The sequence below is a fragment of the Amycolatopsis sp. NPDC006131 genome (assembly GCF_040614175.1).
Lineage (GTDB): Bacteria > Actinomycetota > Actinomycetes > Mycobacteriales > Pseudonocardiaceae > Amycolatopsis_E > Amycolatopsis_E tucumanensis.
The window spans coordinates 1-16,487 of sequence record NZ_JBEXTX010000145.1 but is presented as its reverse complement, the minus strand read 5'-3'; the positions used below and the strand labels follow the sequence as shown (position 1 = coordinate 16,487).

General features: G+C 72.5%; 24 protein-coding genes. 7 read left to right on the top strand and 17 right to left on the bottom strand.

The genetic code is table 11. The features are described 5' to 3' along the window. Window positions 1–245: 245 nt before the first annotated feature. Window positions 246–659: a hypothetical protein gene (locus tag ABZ215_RS39675; protein WP_354955804.1), complete on the top strand. Its 414-nt coding sequence runs from the start codon at window positions 246–248 to the stop codon at window positions 657–659. Between the two features lie 55 nt (window positions 660–714). On the opposite strand, the gene ABZ215_RS39670 is transcribed toward ABZ215_RS39675, so the two are convergent. Continuing rightward, complete coding sequence (locus ABZ215_RS39670; protein ID WP_354955802.1) at window positions 715–1,092, bottom strand: hypothetical protein; 378 nt, start codon at window positions 1,090–1,092, stop codon at window positions 715–717. Between the two features lie 119 nt (window positions 1,093–1,211). On the opposite strand from ABZ215_RS39670, the gene ABZ215_RS39665 reads away from it, so the two are divergent. Together ABZ215_RS39665 and ABZ215_RS39660 are read left to right on the top strand one after the other, a co-directional pair. Continuing rightward, the gene (locus ABZ215_RS39665; protein ID WP_020419673.1) at window positions 1,212–1,994 is read left to right on the top strand and encodes an SDR family oxidoreductase; all 783 of its coding nucleotides are present in this window, start codon (window positions 1,212–1,214) and stop codon (window positions 1,992–1,994) included. Then, window positions 1,991–3,058, top strand: a complete 1,068-nt coding sequence (locus ABZ215_RS39660; RefSeq protein ID WP_354955800.1) for a diacylglycerol kinase — start codon at window positions 1,991–1,993, stop codon at window positions 3,056–3,058. Before ABZ215_RS39665 ends, ABZ215_RS39660 begins: the two co-directional genes overlap by 4 nt. Here the strand turns inward: ABZ215_RS39660 and ABZ215_RS39655 are convergent. From ABZ215_RS39655 to ABZ215_RS39600, 12 genes are all read right to left on the bottom strand, one after another. Further along, the gene (locus tag ABZ215_RS39655; protein ID WP_354709787.1) at window positions 3,051–3,365 is read right to left on the bottom strand and encodes a hypothetical protein; all 315 of its coding nucleotides are present in this window, start codon (window positions 3,363–3,365) and stop codon (window positions 3,051–3,053) included. The two genes, ABZ215_RS39660 and ABZ215_RS39655, sit on opposite strands and share 8 nt — an antisense overlap. A 45-nt stretch (window positions 3,366–3,410) precedes the next feature. Then, entirely contained in the window at window positions 3,411–4,352 is a 942-nt protein-coding gene (lgt, locus tag ABZ215_RS39650; RefSeq protein ID WP_354955798.1) for a prolipoprotein diacylglyceryl transferase, read from the bottom strand. 37 nt (window positions 4,353–4,389) lie between these two features. After that, a complete protein-coding gene (locus tag ABZ215_RS39645) occupies window positions 4,390–4,557 on the bottom strand; it encodes a hypothetical protein (protein WP_020419677.1) in 168 nt (55 codons plus the stop codon). 23 nt (window positions 4,558–4,580) lie between these two features. After that, entirely contained in the window at window positions 4,581–4,940 is a 360-nt protein-coding gene (locus ABZ215_RS39640) for a Uma2 family endonuclease (RefSeq protein ID WP_354955796.1), read from the bottom strand. A gap of 9 nt (window positions 4,941–4,949) precedes the next feature. After that, window positions 4,950–5,099, bottom strand: coding sequence for a hypothetical protein (locus ABZ215_RS39635; RefSeq protein ID WP_354955794.1), 150 nt, complete (start codon window positions 5,097–5,099; stop codon window positions 4,950–4,952). Between the two features lie 90 nt (window positions 5,100–5,189). Then, the gene (locus tag ABZ215_RS39630; protein WP_020419679.1) at window positions 5,190–5,867 is read right to left on the bottom strand and encodes an MOSC domain-containing protein; all 678 of its coding nucleotides are present in this window, start codon (window positions 5,865–5,867) and stop codon (window positions 5,190–5,192) included. Continuing rightward, on the bottom strand, window positions 5,864–6,367 hold the full coding sequence (locus tag ABZ215_RS39625) for a DUF3291 domain-containing protein (protein ID WP_354955792.1): 504 nt from the start codon (window positions 6,365–6,367) through the stop codon (window positions 5,864–5,866). The genes ABZ215_RS39630 and ABZ215_RS39625 overlap by 4 nt, the downstream gene beginning before the upstream one ends. Window positions 6,368–6,419: 52 nt before the next feature. Beyond that, window positions 6,420–7,211, bottom strand: a complete 792-nt coding sequence (gene trpA / locus ABZ215_RS39620) for a tryptophan synthase subunit alpha (RefSeq protein WP_020419681.1) — start codon at window positions 7,209–7,211, stop codon at window positions 6,420–6,422. Continuing rightward, window positions 7,208–8,443 (bottom strand): tryptophan synthase subunit beta, encoded by a 1,236-nt coding sequence (gene trpB, locus ABZ215_RS39615; protein ID WP_354955790.1) that lies wholly within the window; start codon window positions 8,441–8,443, stop codon window positions 7,208–7,210. Before trpB ends, trpA begins: the two co-directional genes overlap by 4 nt. Next, entirely contained in the window at window positions 8,422–9,231 is an 810-nt protein-coding gene (gene trpC / locus ABZ215_RS39610) for an indole-3-glycerol phosphate synthase TrpC (protein WP_027934829.1), read from the bottom strand. The genes trpB and trpC overlap by 22 nt, the downstream gene beginning before the upstream one ends. Before the next feature lie 145 nt (window positions 9,232–9,376). Continuing rightward, complete coding sequence (locus ABZ215_RS39605; protein ID WP_354955788.1) at window positions 9,377–9,928, bottom strand: Trp biosynthesis-associated membrane protein; 552 nt, start codon at window positions 9,926–9,928, stop codon at window positions 9,377–9,379. Further along, window positions 9,906–11,468 (bottom strand): anthranilate synthase component I, encoded by a 1,563-nt coding sequence (locus ABZ215_RS39600; RefSeq protein ID WP_020419685.1) that lies wholly within the window; start codon window positions 11,466–11,468, stop codon window positions 9,906–9,908. Before ABZ215_RS39600 ends, ABZ215_RS39605 begins: the two co-directional genes overlap by 23 nt. A gap of 94 nt (window positions 11,469–11,562) precedes the next feature. Here ABZ215_RS39600 and ABZ215_RS39595 point away from each other — a divergent pair, with 94 nt between their 5' ends. Next, complete coding sequence (locus ABZ215_RS39595) at window positions 11,563–12,177, top strand: TetR family transcriptional regulator (protein WP_354955786.1); 615 nt, start codon at window positions 11,563–11,565, stop codon at window positions 12,175–12,177. Here ABZ215_RS39595 and hisI read toward each other — a convergent pair. Both hisI and hisF read right to left on the bottom strand, forming a co-directional pair. Then, complete coding sequence (gene hisI, locus ABZ215_RS39590; RefSeq protein ID WP_354955784.1) at window positions 12,174–12,527, bottom strand: phosphoribosyl-AMP cyclohydrolase; 354 nt, start codon at window positions 12,525–12,527, stop codon at window positions 12,174–12,176. The genes ABZ215_RS39595 and hisI overlap by 4 nt on opposite strands. Beyond that, window positions 12,524–13,297, bottom strand: a complete 774-nt coding sequence (gene hisF / locus ABZ215_RS39585) for an imidazole glycerol phosphate synthase subunit HisF (RefSeq protein WP_027936114.1) — start codon at window positions 13,295–13,297, stop codon at window positions 12,524–12,526. The genes hisI and hisF overlap by 4 nt, the downstream gene beginning before the upstream one ends. A gap of 34 nt (window positions 13,298–13,331) precedes the next feature. On the opposite strand from hisF, the gene ABZ215_RS39580 reads away from it, so the two are divergent. Beyond that, the gene (locus tag ABZ215_RS39580; RefSeq protein ID WP_237338167.1) at window positions 13,332–14,180 is read left to right on the top strand and encodes a DMT family transporter; all 849 of its coding nucleotides are present in this window, start codon (window positions 13,332–13,334) and stop codon (window positions 14,178–14,180) included. A gap of 19 nt (window positions 14,181–14,199) precedes the next feature. Continuing rightward, window positions 14,200–14,580 carry a PPOX class F420-dependent oxidoreductase gene (locus ABZ215_RS39575; RefSeq protein WP_237338168.1) on the top strand — a complete coding sequence of 127 codons (381 nt, stop codon included), beginning with the start codon at window positions 14,200–14,202 and terminating at the stop codon, window positions 14,578–14,580. Here the strand turns inward: ABZ215_RS39575 and priA are convergent. Both priA and hisH read right to left on the bottom strand, forming a co-directional pair. Beyond that, entirely contained in the window at window positions 14,564–15,304 is a 741-nt protein-coding gene (priA, locus tag ABZ215_RS39570; RefSeq protein WP_020419691.1) for a bifunctional 1-(5-phosphoribosyl)-5-((5-phosphoribosylamino)methylideneamino)imidazole-4-carboxamide isomerase/phosphoribosylanthranilate isomerase PriA, read from the bottom strand. The genes ABZ215_RS39575 and priA overlap by 17 nt on opposite strands. A gap of 51 nt (window positions 15,305–15,355) precedes the next feature. Then, a complete protein-coding gene (gene hisH / locus ABZ215_RS39565; RefSeq protein ID WP_354955781.1) occupies window positions 15,356–15,985 on the bottom strand; it encodes an imidazole glycerol phosphate synthase subunit HisH in 630 nt (209 codons plus the stop codon). Between the two features lie 109 nt (window positions 15,986–16,094). Between hisH and ABZ215_RS39560 the strand changes: the two genes are divergently transcribed. Then, complete coding sequence (locus tag ABZ215_RS39560; RefSeq protein ID WP_354955779.1) at window positions 16,095–16,403, top strand: hypothetical protein; 309 nt, start codon at window positions 16,095–16,097, stop codon at window positions 16,401–16,403. Window positions 16,404–16,487: the final 84 nt, after the last annotated feature.

Genomic DNA, 16,487 nt, shown 5'->3' with positions numbered 1-16,487 from the left:
TCGGCGACCACGGCGAACCGGCGGTGCTACCGATCCGCCCGACGCGACCCTGACCCGGGGAAGCGCTGGCACGGCAGCGGAAGTCCGCGTCGGCGCCCGTGGCGAACCGGCGGTGCTACCGATCCGCCCGACGCGACCCTGACCCGGGGAAGCGCTGGCACGGCAGCGGAAGTCCGGCTCGGCGCCCGTGGTGAACTGGCGGTGGCTCCCGGTCCGCCCCGGCCGGGGCCAGACGGGAGAACGTGGTGGAACTGCGGTATTCGGCGCTGGCCGCGCCCGACCTGCACGGGCGTTCGGAGGCCGAGGTGTTCGTGCACGTCGAAGCCGACCTCGTGGTGCGTGACGGCGCGGAGATCTACTCCGAGGGCGCCTTCCCGGTGGTCGAGCTCGCCGCCGCCCTGCGCGAATGGCAGACCAGCCCGGCGCGGGGCGACTTCGAGTTCACGTCCCTGTCGCTGGAGGACCGGTGGCAGGTCCGGATCGTGGCCGCCGGGGCCCGCTGGCGGGTGGTCGACGACGTGACCGGCGCGCAAGGCGCCCTTCGCCCGCTCGCGGAGATCGACTCGGCGATCGACGCGTTCGTGGACGCGCTGCGCGCCGACTGCACGCGGGAGTTCGGCCCCTGGATCGACCGGTTCTTCCACCCCGCACAGAACTAGCGCCGCCGCGGAAAACCCTTGCCCCGCAGTGAGGTGGCTGCCCGGTTCGCCCTCATCAGGGCAGGCGGGCGTGTTCGGCTCGGGTGGCAGCGAGCCGCTCACGTGCGAGCGCACGGGCCCGCTTGGTGTCGTCGCCCGTGAGCCGGGCGAGGATCGTCGCGAGCGGCCTGATCTTGCCCCAGCCGCCCCAGTGGCCCTCGGGGATCTCGGTGGGGAACACCCAGATCCGGCTGGCCCCACGCGGCCAGGCGCCGTTCTCCGCGTCGAGGATCGCCTCGGTGACCTCGGCGATGACGCTCGCACGCTTCTGCTCGTCGAGCCGGCCCTCGGGAACGGACGGGACGACCTTGTAGCGAGGTGCGTCCGCGGGTGCTCCGCCGACGTAGACGCCGGTCGGCCGGTGCAGCCACAGCCAGGAGACGGAACGGGTCACCGGGGCGACGGGGTCGCACGGCGCATCACTCCTGCGGTCACCTGAACTCCTAGGCTCGACGTCCGGGCCGCGGGGTGAACGTTGACCGCACAGAACTAGAACCTGTTACAGTCGGGCGCATGATCCTCGATCGTTTCCGCGTGACCGGCAGGGTCGCCGTGGTCACCGGGGCCGGGCGCGGCATCGGCGCGGGAGCCGCCGTGGCGCTGGCCGAAGCCGGTGCGGACGTGGTGATCTCCTCCCGCACGAAGACCGACCTCGACGCCGTCGCCGCGCGCGTGGCCGACGCCGGGCGGCGCGCGCACGTCGTGCCTGCCGACCTCAGCGATCCCGCCGCGGCCGCCGCACTCGCGCAGGCCGCGGTCGGCGAGTTCGGCCGCGTGGACATCGTGGTCAACAACGTCGGCGGCACCTACCCCCGCCCGCTGCTGGAGACCACACCCGAGTTCCTGGAGGAAGCCTTCCGCTTCAACGTCTCCACCGCGCACGCCCTCACCACCGCGGCCGTGCCGTTCATGACCGACGGCGGCGCGGTCGTCAACATCTCGTCGAACATGGGCCGCGTCGCCGGGCGCGGGTTCGCCGCCTACGGCACCGCCAAGGCCGCGCTCGCCCACTACACGCGCCTGGCCGCCTACGACCTCGCGCCGCGGATCCGGGTCAACGCGATCGCCGTCGGGTCGGTGGCGACCTCGGCGCTCGAAGTGGTGGTGAACAACCCGGAGATCAAGGGGAAGATGGAGGCGGACACGCCGTTGCGCCGGCTCGGCGAGGTCGAGGACATCGCGGCCGCGATCGTCTACCTGGCCTCCCCCGCCGGCTCGTTCGTCACCGGGAAGGTGCTGGAAGTGGACGGCGGGCTGCAGGCGCCCAACCTCGAACTCGGATTGCCGGACCTGTGACCCACCGGGTGGTGCAGTGGAGCACCGGCAACGTGGGGCGGCACGCGATCGCGGGCATCGACGCGCATCCGGAGCTGGAACTGGCCGGCGTCTGGGTGTCGAACCCGGACAAGGCCGGCCGCGACGCCGGTGAGCTGGCCGGCCTTGGCCGGACGCTGGGCGTCGAGGCGACCACCGACGCCGACGCGCTGCTGGCGCTGAAGCCGGACTGCGTGGTCTACACGGCGATGGCGGACGACCGTCTGATGGAAGCGCTGGCCGACCTGCAGCGGATCCTGCGGGCGGGCGTCAACGTGGTGTCGAGCAGCCCGGTGTTCCTGCAGTTCCCGAACGGCGTGGTGCCCGAGGAGGTGTCCGCGCCCGTGGGTGCGGCCGCGGCCGAGGGCGGCGCGTCCCTGTGGGTGAACGGCGTCGACCCCGGGTTCGCCAACGACTGGCTGCCGCTGGTGCTGACCGGCGTGTGCGAGCGGATCGACGAGGTGCGCTGCTTCGAGATCCTGGACTACTCGACCTACGACAACCGCAAGGTCGTCTTCGACATCATGGGTTTCGGCAGCCCGCTGGACCAGAAGCCGATGCTGCTGCAGCCCGGCGTGTTGTCGCTGGCGTGGGGCAGCGTGGTGCGTCAGCTGGCGGCCGGGCTGGGCGTGGAGCTGGACGCGGTCGAGGAGAGCTACGAACGGCTTCCCGCGCCGGCGACGTTCGACATCTCGTGCGGCACCATCGCCGAGGGCACGGCGGCCGCGCTGCGGTTCGAGGTGCGCGGCATGCGTGGCGGACGGCCGGTGTGCGTGCTGGAACACGTGACGCGGCTGCGGCCGGACCTGGGGCCGGACTGGCCGCAGCCGTCCGGGCAGGGCTGCTACCGGGTGCAGGTGACCGGCGAGCCGAACTACACGCTGGACCTGCGGCTGGTCGGCACGGACGGCGACCACAACACGGCCGGCCTCAAGGCGACCGCGATGCGCCTGGTGAACGCGATCCCCGCGGTGGTCGCGGCGCCCCCCGGGCTGCTGACGGCGCTGGACTTGCCGCTGGTGACGGGGCGCGGCCTGGTCAGCTAGACCACTGCGTCAAGCCGATGTAGAGCACCACGCCCGCCGCGACGAGGGCGGCGAACCCGAGCGCGCCGCCGAGGAGCAGTCCGCTGCCCAGGGAACGCCACGGCGGCCGAGCGAGCCGGCACAGGCACCCGCCGATGATCGCGCCGAAGGTGACCCCGATGAACGCGTAGGTGTATTCGCCGGCGTGCCAGCCGGTGATCGCGTCCCGGGCCAGGGCGACCACGACCCCGATCAGCAGTCCGGTCGCGAGCGCGAACCCCAGGAAGGCGACTCCCGGCCGAGGCCGGAGCGGGTCGGGCGCGGTCATGATCGCCAGTCTGCCGCGCCCGGCCGGTCGCGCGCCTGAGTAGAACTACTCGCGTTCCGGGGCGACCTTGTCGGTGTCGTCGGCCGTGTCGTCTTCCTTGCTGCGCAACGTTTCCGGCGCCTCGCGCGGCCCCCGCCGCTTGGCGAGGAAGAAGTACACCATCGCGCCGGCGAACACCAGGATCGACGTCCAGGTGTTGACCCGCAGGCCGAGGATGTGGGTGGCGTCGTCGGTGCGCATCAGCTCGATCCAGAAGCGGCCCAGCGTGTACCCGGCGACGTACAGGGCGAACGCGCGGCCGTGTCCGAGGCGCATCTTGCGGTCGGCGTAGACGACCAGCGCCGCGATGAGCAGGTTCCAGATCAGCTCGTACAGGAACGTCGGGTGCACCGGGCTGTCGGCGAGCGGGATGTGCCCGAACGCGATGCCGTTGGGCCCCTGGTCGGGGATCGTCGGGTTGTTCGGGTCGAAGCGCTGGTAGATCTCCAGGCCCCAGGGCAGCGTGGTGTGTGCCCCGTAGAGCTCCTGGTTGAAGTAGTTGCCGAGGCGGCCGATGGCCTGCGCGGCGATGATGCCGGGGGCGATCGCGTCGGCCATCGCGGGCAGCGGCACGCCCTTGCGGCGGCAGCCGATCCACGCGCCGACCGCGCCCAGGGCGATCGCGCCCCAGATGCCGAGGCCGCCGTCCCAGATGTAGAGCGCCTTGACCGGGTCCTTGCCCTCGCCGAAGTAACGCCACCAGTCGGTGATGACGTGGTAGAGGCGCCCGCCGACGAGACCGAACGGCACGGCCCACACGGCGATGTCGACCACCGTGCCCTTGGTGCCGCCGCGCTGCACCCAGCGGCGGTCACCCCACCAGATGGCGAGGATGATGCCGGCGATGATGCACAGCGCGTAGGCGCGAATCGGGATCGGTCCCAGGTGCCAGACGCCGCGGTCCGGGCTCGGGATCGTCGCGAGGAACACAGCCGAGGCGGAATTCACGCGCTCACCGTAACGTGCGCGGTGTGAAGTGCGTGGGTCAGCCCGCGCGGTTGAGGACGGCCGACCCGATCGCGAGCACACACCCGACGCCGAAAATGGCCGTCAGGTACCACGGGCCACCCTGGGTGACGTTCCAGACCGCCACGAGAGCCGCCACCACGGCGATGACGAGACTGCGCACCTGCAGGGGAGAAGGCCGGGCCATGCGGACAGCCTGCCACGCCCGGATCAGCGGGTGAGGTCGAGGGTGGCCGCGAAGGGCTGGGAGAAGGTGAGCTTGCCGCCCTCGCTGCGCGCGCTCTCGCGGTACTCGCCGTCGGCGAGCTCGAACAGCACCGCCGGGCCGTCGGTCTCCACGAGGAGGTAGAACGGGACGCCCGCCTCCGCGTAGAGCCGCCGCTTGAGCACCCGGTCCTGCACCCGGCTCGACGGCGAGACGATCTCCGCCGCCAGCAGCAAATCCTGAGCCTGGCAATACAGGCCGCTGTGCCCGCTCCGGTTCATGACGACGAAGTCCGGGATGAGCAACCGCTGCCCGCCCAACCGGACGTTCACCCCCGGCAGCAGTTCGGTTCCCGCCGGAAGCACCGGCGGGAATCAGATCAGCAACCGTTGCAGGAGGCGCTGGTGTCCGGACCGGGGTGCCGGACTCACCAGCAGAGCACCATCGACCAGCTCGATCCGGCAGCCACGATCCTCGGGCAAGTCGAGCACGTCCTCGACCGTCCACGGCTCGACCCGCAACACGAGGTGGCCTGGTTCGGCAGGCCGGTGTGGCATATCGTCCCCCGGTTCATCCGGAACGCGAGGGCACCCTTCCACCCGGCACCGGCCGCCCTAGCCCGCGGACGCTCCTCGCCGCTCGAGGGCGCGGCGTACCTTGCGCTTGTCGTACTCCGGCAGGGCCTCCACGGCGGCCAGGTCGGGCAGCAGCGCGGGCTCCGTGGTGAACGCCCGGAACGCCGTCCCGATCGTCACCCCGTGGTCCGGCCGCGACAGCACCGTCACCGCGTCGCCGGCCTGAACCGGGCCCGGCTCCAGCACCCGGAAGTACGCGCCGGGCAGCGCACGCTGCGTGAAGGTCTTCACCCAGCCGCGTTCGCCGAGCCAGCCGGCGAATGTGCGGCACGGGATGCGCGGCGACGTCACCTCCAGCACCAGCGACGACCCGACCCGCCACCGCTCCCCGATCAGCGTCCCGGTCAGGTCGACGCCCACCGTGGTCAGGTTTTCGCCGAACACGCCCGGCGGCAGGTCGCGGCCCAGTTCCGCCGCCCAGACGTCCAGGTCCTCCCGCGCGTACGCGTACACCGCCTGGTCGTCGCCGCCGTGGTGGCGCAGGTCGCAGATCACGTCACCGGCCACGCCGCTCGCGCCGACCCCGCGCGGGCCGGGCGCGGCCACCGCCACCGGCCCGTCGACGGGACGCTTGTCGATCCCGGTGACCCCGAGATCGGCCTCCCGCACCTCGCGCTTCGACCCGATGTTGACCGACAGCACCTTCGCCATGCTCATGCCTTGCAGAACCAGTCGGCCTGCCCGGGCTCGGGCACGGCACCGCCGGGCGGGAACGTCTCGCGGAAGGTGAACGCGTACGGCGTCGGCCCGTGCGCTCGCAGGTGCCGGATCCGGTCCTCGGCCTCGGCGGTGCCCGGGCGGTGCCCCTCGGGCACCCACCACAGCGCGGTGAACGCCTCGGGCATCCGCTCGAACCACGCGCGGCGGCGCTTCAGCACGGCCCGGTGCTCCCCCGAGTACACGTACGCGGCCAGGTCCTCCACCGAGCGCCAGGTCGACATGTTGACGATGACCCCCGCGCTGGTGCCCGTGTCCCACTCGAAGGCGCGGATCGCGGTCGCGTTGCCGTCCTCGGTCTGCATGCGCCACACGAAACCGGGTGCGGCGTCGGCGAGCGCGTTGATCGGGTCGAGCGCGTCCACGAAGTCCTTGAGCTGGGGCGACGTCAGCGGGGCGACCAAGCGGCCGACGTTCACCTGCGCGAGTTCATAGGCCATGCCGCCAGTCTGCCGATCAGCGAGCCCGGCGGCCACGTGTTTTAGCCCGGGCTCACGCCGTGGCGACGGCCTGGCGCACGCCCTCGGCGAGCTCACCGGCCAGCGCGTGCACCGGTTCGGTGCCGCCCGCGGCGGCCGACACCAGCGCCGACCCCACGATCACGGCGTCCGCGAACCCGGCGATCTCGGCCGCCTGCTCACGCGACCGGACACCCAGGCCGACGCCGATCGGCAGGTCCGTGTGCGCCCTGGTGCGGGCCACCAGTTCGGCCGCGCCACTGCTGACCTGGTCCCGCGCGCCGGTGACGCCCATGACCGCGGCCGCGTACACGAACCCGGAGGACGCCTTGACGGTCAGGTCGATCCGCTCCTCCGACGAGGACGGCGCGACCAGGAAGATCCGGTCCAGGCCGTGCTGCTCGGACGCGGCCATCCACTCGCCCGCCTCGTCCGGGATCAGGTCCGGCGTGATGAGGCCGAGGCCACCGGCGGCGGCGAGGTCGCGCGCGAACTTCTCCACCCCGTACTGGCGCACCGGGTTCCAGTAGGTCATCACGACCGCGCGGCCACCGCGGGCCGAGACCGACTCGACGACCTCGAACAGGTCCCGCAGCCGGAAGCCGTTCTTCAGCGCGGCGTCCGCGGCGAGCTGGATCGTCGGGCCGTCCATCACCGGGTCGGAGTAGGGCACGCCGACCTCGACGAGGTCCGCGCCACCGTCGATCAGGGCCGCCAGCAGGTCCTTCGAGCCCGGCACCGTCGGGTACCCGGCGGGCAGGTAGCCGACCAGCGCGGCGCGGCCCTCGCTCTTCGTCTGAGCGAACAGATCCTGCAGCCCGGTCACTTCTCCACCAATCCGAAGTACTTCGCGGCGGTGTCCATGTCCTTGTCGCCGCGGCCCGACAGGTTCACCACGATGAGCCCGTCCCGGCCCAGCTCCTTGCCGAGCTGGATGGCACCGGCCAGCGCGTGGGCCGACTCGATCGCCGGGATGATGCCCTCGGTGCGGGACAGCAGCGCGAACGCGTCCATCGCCTCGGCGTCGGTGACCGGCCGGTACTCGGCCCGGCCGCTGTCCTTGAGCCACGCGTGCTCGGGGCCGACGCCCGGGTAGTCCAGGCCGGCCGAGATCGAGTGCGACTCGACCGTCTGGCCGTCCTCGTCCTGCAGCAGGTACGACATCGCGCCGTGCAGGTTGCCCGGCGTGCCCTTGGTCAGGGTGGCGCCGTGGCGGTTTCCGTCGATGCCCTCGCCGCCCGGCTCCAGGCCGACGAGCCGCACGTCCGGGTCGTCGATGAAGCCGTGGAAGATGCCGATCGCGTTGGACCCGCCGCCGACGCAGGCCGCGACCGCGTCCGGCAGCCGCCCGGTCTGCTCGAGGATCTGCGCGCGGGCCTCCTCGCCGATGACCTTGTGGAAGTTGCGCACCATCATCGGGAACGGGTACGGCCCGGCGGCGGTGCCGAACAGGTAGTGCGTGGTGTCGGCGTTGGCGACCCAGTCGCGCAGCGCCTCGTTGATCGCGTCCTTGAGGGTGCGCGAACCGGTCTTGACCGGGATCACCTCGGCGCCGAGCAGCCGCATCCGCGCCACGTTCAGCGCCTGCCGCTCGGTGTCGACCTCGCCCATGTAGACCACGCACTCGAGGCCCATCAGGGCGCACGCGGTGGCGGTGGCGACGCCGTGCTGGCCCGCGCCGGTCTCGGCGATGACCCGCTTCTTGCCCATCCGCTTGGTGAGCAGCGCCTGGCCCAGCACGTTGTTGATCTTGTGGGAGCCGGTGTGGTTGAGGTCCTCGCGCTTGAGGAAGATCCGCGCGCCGCCCGCGTGCTCGGCGAACCGCTCGGCCTCGGTGAGCAGCGACGGCCGTCCGGCGTAGTCGCGCAGCAGGCGCTTGAACTGGGCCTGGAACTCCGGGTCGAGCCGGGCCTTGTCGTACTCGGCGGACACCTCGTCGACGACGCCGATCAGCGCCTCTGGCATGAACCGGCCGCCGTAGGGGCCCCAGTAGCCGCGCTCGTCGGGGTCGTGCGCGTCGTGCTGCTCGTGCTCGGTCATCGGCTCGGCCTCGGGCATGCGGGGTGCGATCCGGCGGTGACCAGCTTCATCAGGGCGCCCTTCGGGTCGCCCGAGGCCACCAGGCCCTCACCGACCAGCACCGCGTCGGCGCCGTGACCGGCGTAGGCCATCAGGTCGCCGGGGCCGCGGACGCCCGACTCGGCGACCTTCACCGTGTCGAACGGCAGGCCCGGCGCGAGACGGCCGAAGACGTCCCGGTCGACCTCGAGGGTGTGCAGGTTGCGGGCGTTGATGCCGATGACCTTGGCGCCGGCCTCGAGCGCGCGGTCTGCCTCCTCGGCGTTGTGCACCTCGACCAGCGCGGTCATGCCCAGCGACTCGACCCGGTCGAGCAGCGCCATGAGGGCGTTCTGCTCCAGCGCGGCGACGATCAGCAGGACCAGGTCGGCGCCGTGCGCGCGGGCCTCGTGGACCTGGTAGGGGGTGACGATGAAGTCCTTGCGCAGGATCGGGATGTCGACCGCGGCGCGGACGGCGTCCAGGTCGGCCAGCGAGCCGCCGAACCGGCGCTCCTCGGTGAGGACGCTGATGACCCGCGCGCCTGCCGCCTCGTAGTCCTTGGCCAGCGCGGCGGGGTCGGGGATGTCGGCCAGCGCGCCCTTGGACGGGCTGCGGCGCTTGACCTCGGCGATGACGCCGATCGACGAGTCACGCAGCGCGGACATGGCGTCCCGCGGTGGCGGCGCCTGCGCGGCGAGCCGCTTCAGCTCGTCGAACGGGAGCGCCTTCTCCCGCTCGGCGAGATCTTCCCGGACGCCGGCGACGATGTCTTCGAGAACGGTCACGGCGCAACCTCACCGGTTGTCGCACATTCACTCGAAAGCTGGCTCACAAACACCTTCCCCTTCCCGCAGAAAAGATGCTAACCCGCCCACCTGTGCGGACCGGTTCCGGGTCGGACTTGCCTTGTCCGGCAGCGGAAATCGCCGCCTACCGATCAGTAGTCGGATCTTCGCCCTCCGACAGCGCCTCCCACAGCTCCGCGTCCGGATCCTTCGCGGCCTTCTTCCGGCCGGCCGGGGCCTCGTAGCGCGCGCCCAGCTTCGCCATGCGGCCCGCACCCTTGATCGCGAACAACCCCGCGACGAGCATCAGAATTCCCGCCAGCAGCGCCAGTCCGCGCCCGGCGAAGATCTGCCCGGTGGGCGCGCCCACGGGGAAGCCGCCGAAGCGCCAGCCGTCGATCGCGATCCAGCCCGCGGCGATCCCCGCCAGCGCGACCAGCACGCCCAGCACGCGCCGCAGCCAGCCGCCCGCGGCGATGAGCCCGGCGACCCCGGCCAGCGCGAGCACGGCCAGCGGCACCAGCGCCACGGACTCCTGCTCGCCGGTGTGCTTGTCCAGCACCATCCCGCGCACGCCCGCGTCACGCAGCTCGGCCGCCCAGACCAGCCGCGAGGAACCCCACAGCGCGGCCGCGGCCAGCAGCAGCGCGGCCGCGACGATCCACAGTGGACGCTTACTGGACGCTGGCGACGTCATCGGCCGGGTCCAGCTTCCGCGGCGGCGCCATGGTCTGCGCGGCGGCGACCGCCGAGAGCACCGTGCGGGCCTTGTTCAGGCATTCGTTGTCCTCGTACTCGGGCACCGAGTCGGCCACCACGCCGCCGCCCGCCTGCACGTACGCGATCCCGTCCCGGATCAGGGCGGTGCGGATCGCGATGGCCGTGTCGGCGTCGCCCGCGAAGTCGAGGTAGCCGACGACGCCGCCGTAGAGACCGCGGCGGGTCGGCTCCAGCTCCTCGATCAGCTCCATCGCGCGCACCTTCGGGGCGCCGGAGAGCGTGCCCGCCGGGAAGCACGCGGCCACCGCATCGAACGCGGTCTTGTCCTCGGCCAGCTCACCGGTGACGGTGGACACGATGTGCATGACGTGGCTGTAGCGCTCGATGGCGAAGAAGTCGACCACCCGGACGGTGCCGGGCTTGCAGACCTTGCCCAGGTCGTTGCGGCCGAGGTCGACCAGCATGAGGTGCTCGGCGCGTTCCTTCTCGTCGGCAAGGAGGTCCTTGGCCAGCTGCGCGTCCTCCTCCGGGTCCGCGCCGCGCCAGCGGGTGCCCGCGATCGGGTGCGTGGTGGCGCGGCCGTCCCGCACGGTGACCAGCGACTCGGGGCTGGAGCCGACGATGTCGAAGCCGTCCAGCCGCAGCAGGTACATGTACGGGCTGGGGTTGGAGGTGCGGAGCACGCGGTAGATGTCCAGCGCGTCGGCCTGGGTGGGGATCTCGAACCGTTGCGAGGGCACCACCTGGAACGCTTCGCCGGCCTTGATCGCCTCGACGGCCTTCTCCACCGCGGCGAAGTAGTCGGCCTGCGTGCGGCGGCGCTCGAACTCCGGCGCCGGGCGGTCGAAGACGGCGGCGGTCGCGGGGGCCGCGGCGCCGAGCCGCTCGGTCATCTCCTCCAGGCGGCGGACGGCGTCGTCGTAGGCCGCGTCGACCCGCTCCGGGCTGTCGTCCCAGTTGACCGCGTTCGCGATGAGCGTGACCGTGCCCTCGTGGTGGTCCACGGCGGCCAGGTCGGTGGCCAGCAGCATGGTCAGCTCGGGGATGTCGAGGTCCTTCTCGGCCAGCTCCGGCAGCTTCTCCAGCCAGCGCACGGCGTCGTAGCCGAGGTAGCCGACCATCCCGCCGGTCAGCGGCGGCATGCCGGGCAGCGGCTCGGTGTGCAGCGCGGCGACCGTCTCCCGCAGGACGGTCAGCGGGTCGCCCTCTGCGGGCAGGCCCACCGGCGGGGTGCCCTCCCACACGGCCTTGCCGTCCCGCACGGTCAGCGCGGCGGGGCTGCGGACGCCGATGAAGGACCAGCGCGACCACGACTGCCCGTTCTCGGCCGACTCGAACAGGAACGTGCCCGGGCGGTCGGCCGCGAGCTTGCGGTAGACCCCGACGGGCGTTTCGCCGTCGGCGAGCAGCCGACGGACCACCGGGATCACGCGACGACCCTCGGCGAGGGCGCGGAACTCGTCGCGTGCGGGGCTCACCGAACCGAGGCCGCCGTCGGTGGGATTCGCACTGACCATGGGGCCATTGTGCCGCCCGGGTCCGACACTCTTCGCACCGGGCGTTAATTCAGGCTCCGTTGAATTCTGGTCCCGCCCGCGCCATGATGGAGGGGTGAGCACCGCGGAACAGCCTACGCCAGCCAAGCGGCGCGGCCGCCGCCCCGGCGGCCAGGACACCCGGGCCGCGCTCGTGGCCGCCGCGCGCGAGGTCTTCAGCGAGAGCGGCTACGAGGGCGCGACCGTGCGCGCGATCGCCGCCCGCGCCGGCGTCGACGCCGCCATGGTGAACCACTGGTTCGGCGGCAAGGAGGGCCTGTTCGCGCAGGCCGTGCTGCAGCTGCCGTTCGATCCGATCGAGCTCCTCTCGCAGCTCATGGACGGGCCGGTGGACGAGCTCGGGAAGCGGATCGTGCGGCGGTTCCTGACGGTGTGGGACGCCACCGAGGGCGGCGCGTTCCCCGCGCTGGTGCGCAGCATCGCCAGCCACGACCAGGCCGCGTTGAGCCTCAAGGACTTCCTGATCCGGCACGTGCTGGAGAACGTGGTCGGCCGGGTGTCGCCGGACCGGCCGGAGCTGCGCGCGACGCTGTGCGCGTCGCAGATGGTGGGCATGGGGATGGCCCGGTACGTGGCGAAGTTCGAGCCGTTCTCGACCACGGACATCGACACCATCGCGGCGGCCGTCGGCCCGACGTTGCAGCGCTACCTGACCGGCGACATCGACTAGGCGTCGTCGGCCAGCAGCAGGCGGTCGTCGCTGTCGAAGCAGGTGCGGGTGCCGGTGTGGCAGGCGGGGCCGGTCTGGTCGACGCGCACCAGCAGCGTGTCCGCGTCGCAGTCGAGGCGGACCTCGCGCACGTGCTGCACGTGCCCGGACGTCTCGCCCTTGACCCACAGCTCCTGGCGGCTGCGTGAGAAGTACGTGCCGCGACGGGTGGTCAGCGTGCGCTCCAGCGCCTCGTCGTTCATCCAGGCCACCATCAGCACGTCGGAGGTCGCGTGGTCGACCACGACCGCGCACACCAGGCCGTCGGCGTTGCGCTTGAGCCGCTGGGCCAGCTCGGGTGCCAGGCTCACCTGACCTCGACCCCGCCGTCGCGCAGGGCGTCCTTGACCGCGCCGATCTTCAACTGTCCGAAGTGGAACACGCTGGCCGCGAGCACGGCGTCCGCCCCGGCCCGCACCGCGGGCAGGAAGTGCTCGACCGCGCCCGCTCCCCCGCTGGCGATCACCGGCACGGTGACGACCTTGCGGGTCTTCTCGATCAGCTCCAGGTCGAAACCGGCCTTGGTGCCGTCGGCGTCCATCGAGTTCAGCAGGATCTCGCCGACGCCCAGCTCCTCGCCGCGCTGGGCCCACTCGACCGCGTCGATGCCGGTGCCGCGGCGGCCGCCGTGGGTGGTCACCTCGAACCCGGACGGCGTCGGCTCCGAGCCCTCCGGCACGCGACGGGCGTCGACCGACAGCACGATGCACTGCGCGCCGAAGCGGCGGGACGCCTCGCGCAGCAGCTCGGGCCGGGCGATCGCCGCCGTGTTGATGCTCACCTTGTCCGCGCCCGCGCGCAGCAGGCGGTCGACGTCGTCGCAGGCACGCACGCCGCCGCCGACGGTCAGCGGGATGAACACCTGCTCGGCGGTGCGCCGGACCACGTCGAAGGTGGTCTCGCGGTTGCCCGAGGACGCGGTCACGTCGAGGAAGGTCAGCTCGTCGGCGCCCTCCGCGTCGTAGGCCCGCGCCAGCTCGACCGGATCGCCGGCGTCCCTGAGGTCGGCGAAGTTGACGCCCTTCACCACCCGGCCCGCGTCGACGTCCAGACACGGGATCACCCTGACCGCTACACCCATGCCACCAGGGTAGATGTTCCCTAGAGTGGCGTGGGTGTGGTGGGGGTTGCTGTGCGCGGTGGCCGCCGCGGTCGCCTACGGGGTCGCGTCCGTGTTCCAGGCCGTCGCGGCCCGCGCGGTGGACGACGGCGGGTCCGGGGTGGACCCGCGGCTGCTCGTGCGCGTGCTGCGGCAGTGGCGGTACGTGCTCGGGCTCGGCCTGGACGTCGTCGGGTTCGTGGCGCAGCTGGTCGCGTTGCGGGTGCTGCCGCTGTTCGTGGTGCAGGCCGCGCTCGCGGCGAGCCTCGCCGTCACCGCCGTGGCGGCCCTCACTCTCGGCGTACGGCTGTCCGGCCGGGAGTGGGGCGCGATCGCGCTGGTGTGCGCGGGGCTGGCGCTGCTCGGCGTGTCCGCGCGGAGCGAGGGTTCCGAGCCGGTGGGCACGGCGTTCCACGTCGCCCTGCTCGTGGCCGTCGCGCTGCTGGCGGTGGCGGGCTGGACCGTCGGGCGCGCTCCCGAGCACGTCCGCACACCGGCTCTCGGGCTGGTCTCCGGGTTGTGCTTCGGCGTGGTCGCGCTGGCCGGGCGGGTGCTGGACGCGACGGGCGTGATCGCGGTGCTGACCGATCCCGCCGCGTACGCCCTCGCCGCGGCCGGGGTGCTCGCGATGCTGTTCTACGCCTCGGCACTGCAGCGCGGCAGCGTCACGACGGCCACCGCGCTGATGGTGGTCGGCGAAACGGTGGTCCCGTCGCTGATCGGCGTGGTCCTGCTGGGCGATTCGACGCGGGCCGGGTTCGCGCCGGCGGCCGTGGCCGGGTTCGTGGTCGCGGTGGCGGCGGCGCTGGCCCTGGCCCGGTTCGGCGAGGTTGACAGTCCACAGCGGACACCGGTGCGGCGCTGATCACGCTACCGTTGGGGGCATGTCGGATTTCGAGCGCATCGCCGCCGAGAAGTACCTCCTGTTGACGACGTTCCGCAAGAACGGCACGCCCGTGCCGACGCCGGTGTGGGCCGCCGGGCACGACGGCGAGATCGTCGTGTGGAGCGACCGGACGGCGGGCAAGGTCAAGCGGATCCGCAACAACCCCGAGGTCACGCTGCAGGGCTGCGACTTCCGCGGCCGCGAGACCCACGGGCCGGTGGTGACCGGGCAGGCCCGGCTCCTGGACGACGCGGCGACCGAGCGGGCGCGCTCGGCGATCGCGCGCAAGTACGGGGTGGTGGGTCAGGTGACGATGTTCTTCAGCAGGCTGCGGGGCCGCCAGAAGACGATCGGCCTGGCGATCAAACTCGCGGGCTGACGGCGTCCAGGGCCTGCGGCAGCGTGAACGCGCCCGCGTAGAGGGCCTTGCCGATGATGGCGCCCTCGACGCCGTCCGCGGCGAGGCCGGCCAGCGCGCGCAGGTCGTCCAAACTGGACACCCCGCCGGAGGCGATCACCGGCGCGTCGGTGCGGGCGGCGACCTCGGCGAGCAGCTCCAGGTTCGGACCCTTGAGGGTGCCGTCCTTGCTGACGTCGGTGACCACGTAGCGCGAGGCGCCGTCGCGGTCCAGGCGCTCCAGGACCTCCCACAGGTCGCCGCCGTCGCTGGTCCAGCCGCGGCCCTTGAGCCGGTGGCCGTCCTCGGTGATGCGCACGTCGAGGCCGATCGCGACGCGGTCGCCGTAGGTGGCGACGACCTTCGCGGTCCACTCCGGATCTTCGAGCACGGCGGTACCCAGGTTCACCCGGCGGGCGCCGGTGGCGAGCGCGGCTTCCAGCGACGCGTCGTCGCGGATGCCGCCGGACAGCTCGACCTGCACGTCCAGCTCGCCGACCACGCGGGCGATCAGCTCCTTGTTGTCGCCCTTGCCGAACGCGGCGTCGAGGTCGACGAGGTGGATCCACTCCGCGCCGTCCCGCTGCCAGGCGAGCGCCGCGTCGAGCGGGCTGCCGTAGGAGGTTTCCGTGCCCGCCTCGCCCTGGACGAGACGCACGGCCTGGCCATCGGCCACATCGACGGCGGGAAGGAGGGTGAACGTCACGCGGCCACTATAAGGAGCAACGGCGCTCAGCTGCCCGGAGGGTGGGGCTGGTCAGAGGCTGCGCAGCCAGTTCTCCAGCAGGTGGGCGCCCGCGTCGCCGGACTTCTCCGGGTGGAACTGGGTCGCCCACAGCGGGCCGTTCTCCGCGGCCGCCACGAAGTCCTCGCCGTGGTGCGCCCACGTCACCTTGGGCTGCTGGCCGGGCAGGCCGGAGTCGAGCAGCCAGCTGCGGGCGGCGTAGGAGTGCACGAAGTAGAACCGGGCGTCCGCGTCGAGGCCGGCGAACAGCTGCGAGTCCTCCGGCGCGCGGACGGTGTTCCAACCCATGTGGGGGACGACGTCGGCGTGCAGGCGGTCGACCGTGCCGGGCCACTCGCCGGTGCCCTCGGTCTCCACACCGTGCTCGACGCCACGCTCGAACAGGATCTGCATGCCCACGCAGATGCCCAGGACGGGACGACCGCCGGCGAGACGGCTGCCGATGATCTTCTCCCCGCCCACCGAGAGCAGGCCCGCCATGCAGGCCGCGTAGGCGCCGACGCCGGGGACGACGAGGCCGTCGGCTTCCAGCGCCGCATGCGGGTCGGCGGTCACCTCGACCTCGGCGCCGACGCGGCGCACAGCGCGCTCAGCGGAGCGCAGGTTCCCCGATCCGTAGTCCAGAATCACGACGCGAGCCACCTGACCAGTCTAGAGGCTTCGCGTGGGTGGTTCCGCCGGGCGGCTCGGAGGCGTTTGATTGCGGCAGGCGGGGGAAGGCTGCGGGAGGGCGCCGCGGTAGGGAGTGACGATGTCGTCGCAGAGCGAAGCCCACGGGTCCGGTGAGCTGGCCAGGGAGCTGGCCAAGACGCTGGACGAGCTGGACAGCGGCCGGCTGGGCCCGGACGAGGTGCGCGAGCTGCTCGAAGGGCTGACCACGCTCGCCACGGCGGTGACGCGCGTGCTCGACGACCTGCGGGCGTGCCCGGTGCTGCGGGAGCGGGAGCACGAACTGGGGCTGCTCGCGTTCCAGACGATCCGCAGCAAGTTGGAACAGGCCGCCGCGGCGGCCGAAGACCTGCAGGTGAGCGCCGAGGCGCTGTGCCGGCTTTCCAGGTAGTCCTTGGACTTCAGGTCGCTCACGCCGGGTGGCTGGGACGTGTCGAACTCGTCCAGCCCGGCGCGGCGCCAGGTCGCCTCGTCG

Coding starts and splice junctions, on each gene's coding strand:
- ABZ215_RS39665 (WP_020419673.1), top strand. CDS start 1,212: ATGATCCTCGATCGTTTCCGCGTGACCGGCAGGGTCGCCGTGGTCACC.
- ABZ215_RS39655 (WP_354709787.1), bottom strand. CDS start 3,365: ATGACCGCGCCCGACCCGCTCCGGCCTCGGCCGGGAGTCGCCTTCCTG.
- ABZ215_RS39645 (WP_020419677.1), bottom strand. CDS start 4,557: ATGGCCCGGCCTTCTCCCCTGCAGGTGCGCAGTCTCGTCATCGCCGTG.
- ABZ215_RS39630 (WP_020419679.1), bottom strand. CDS start 5,867: ATGAGCATGGCGAAGGTGCTGTCGGTCAACATCGGGTCGAAGCGCGAG.
- ABZ215_RS39625 (WP_354955792.1), bottom strand. CDS start 6,367: ATGGCCTATGAACTCGCGCAGGTGAACGTCGGCCGCTTGGTCGCCCCG.
- trpB (WP_354955790.1), bottom strand. CDS start 8,443: ATGCCCGAGGCCGAGCCGATGACCGAGCACGAGCAGCACGACGCGCAC.
- ABZ215_RS39605 (WP_354955788.1), bottom strand. CDS start 9,928: ATGACGTCGCCAGCGTCCAGTAAGCGTCCACTGTGGATCGTCGCGGCC.
- ABZ215_RS39600 (WP_020419685.1), bottom strand. CDS start 11,468: ATGGTCAGTGCGAATCCCACCGACGGCGGCCTCGGTTCGGTGAGCCCC.
- hisF (WP_027936114.1), bottom strand. CDS start 13,297: ATGGGTGTAGCGGTCAGGGTGATCCCGTGTCTGGACGTCGACGCGGGC.
- ABZ215_RS39575 (WP_237338168.1), top strand. CDS start 14,200: ATGTCGGATTTCGAGCGCATCGCCGCCGAGAAGTACCTCCTGTTGACG.
- ABZ215_RS39560 (WP_354955779.1), top strand. CDS start 16,095: ATGTCGTCGCAGAGCGAAGCCCACGGGTCCGGTGAGCTGGCCAGGGAG.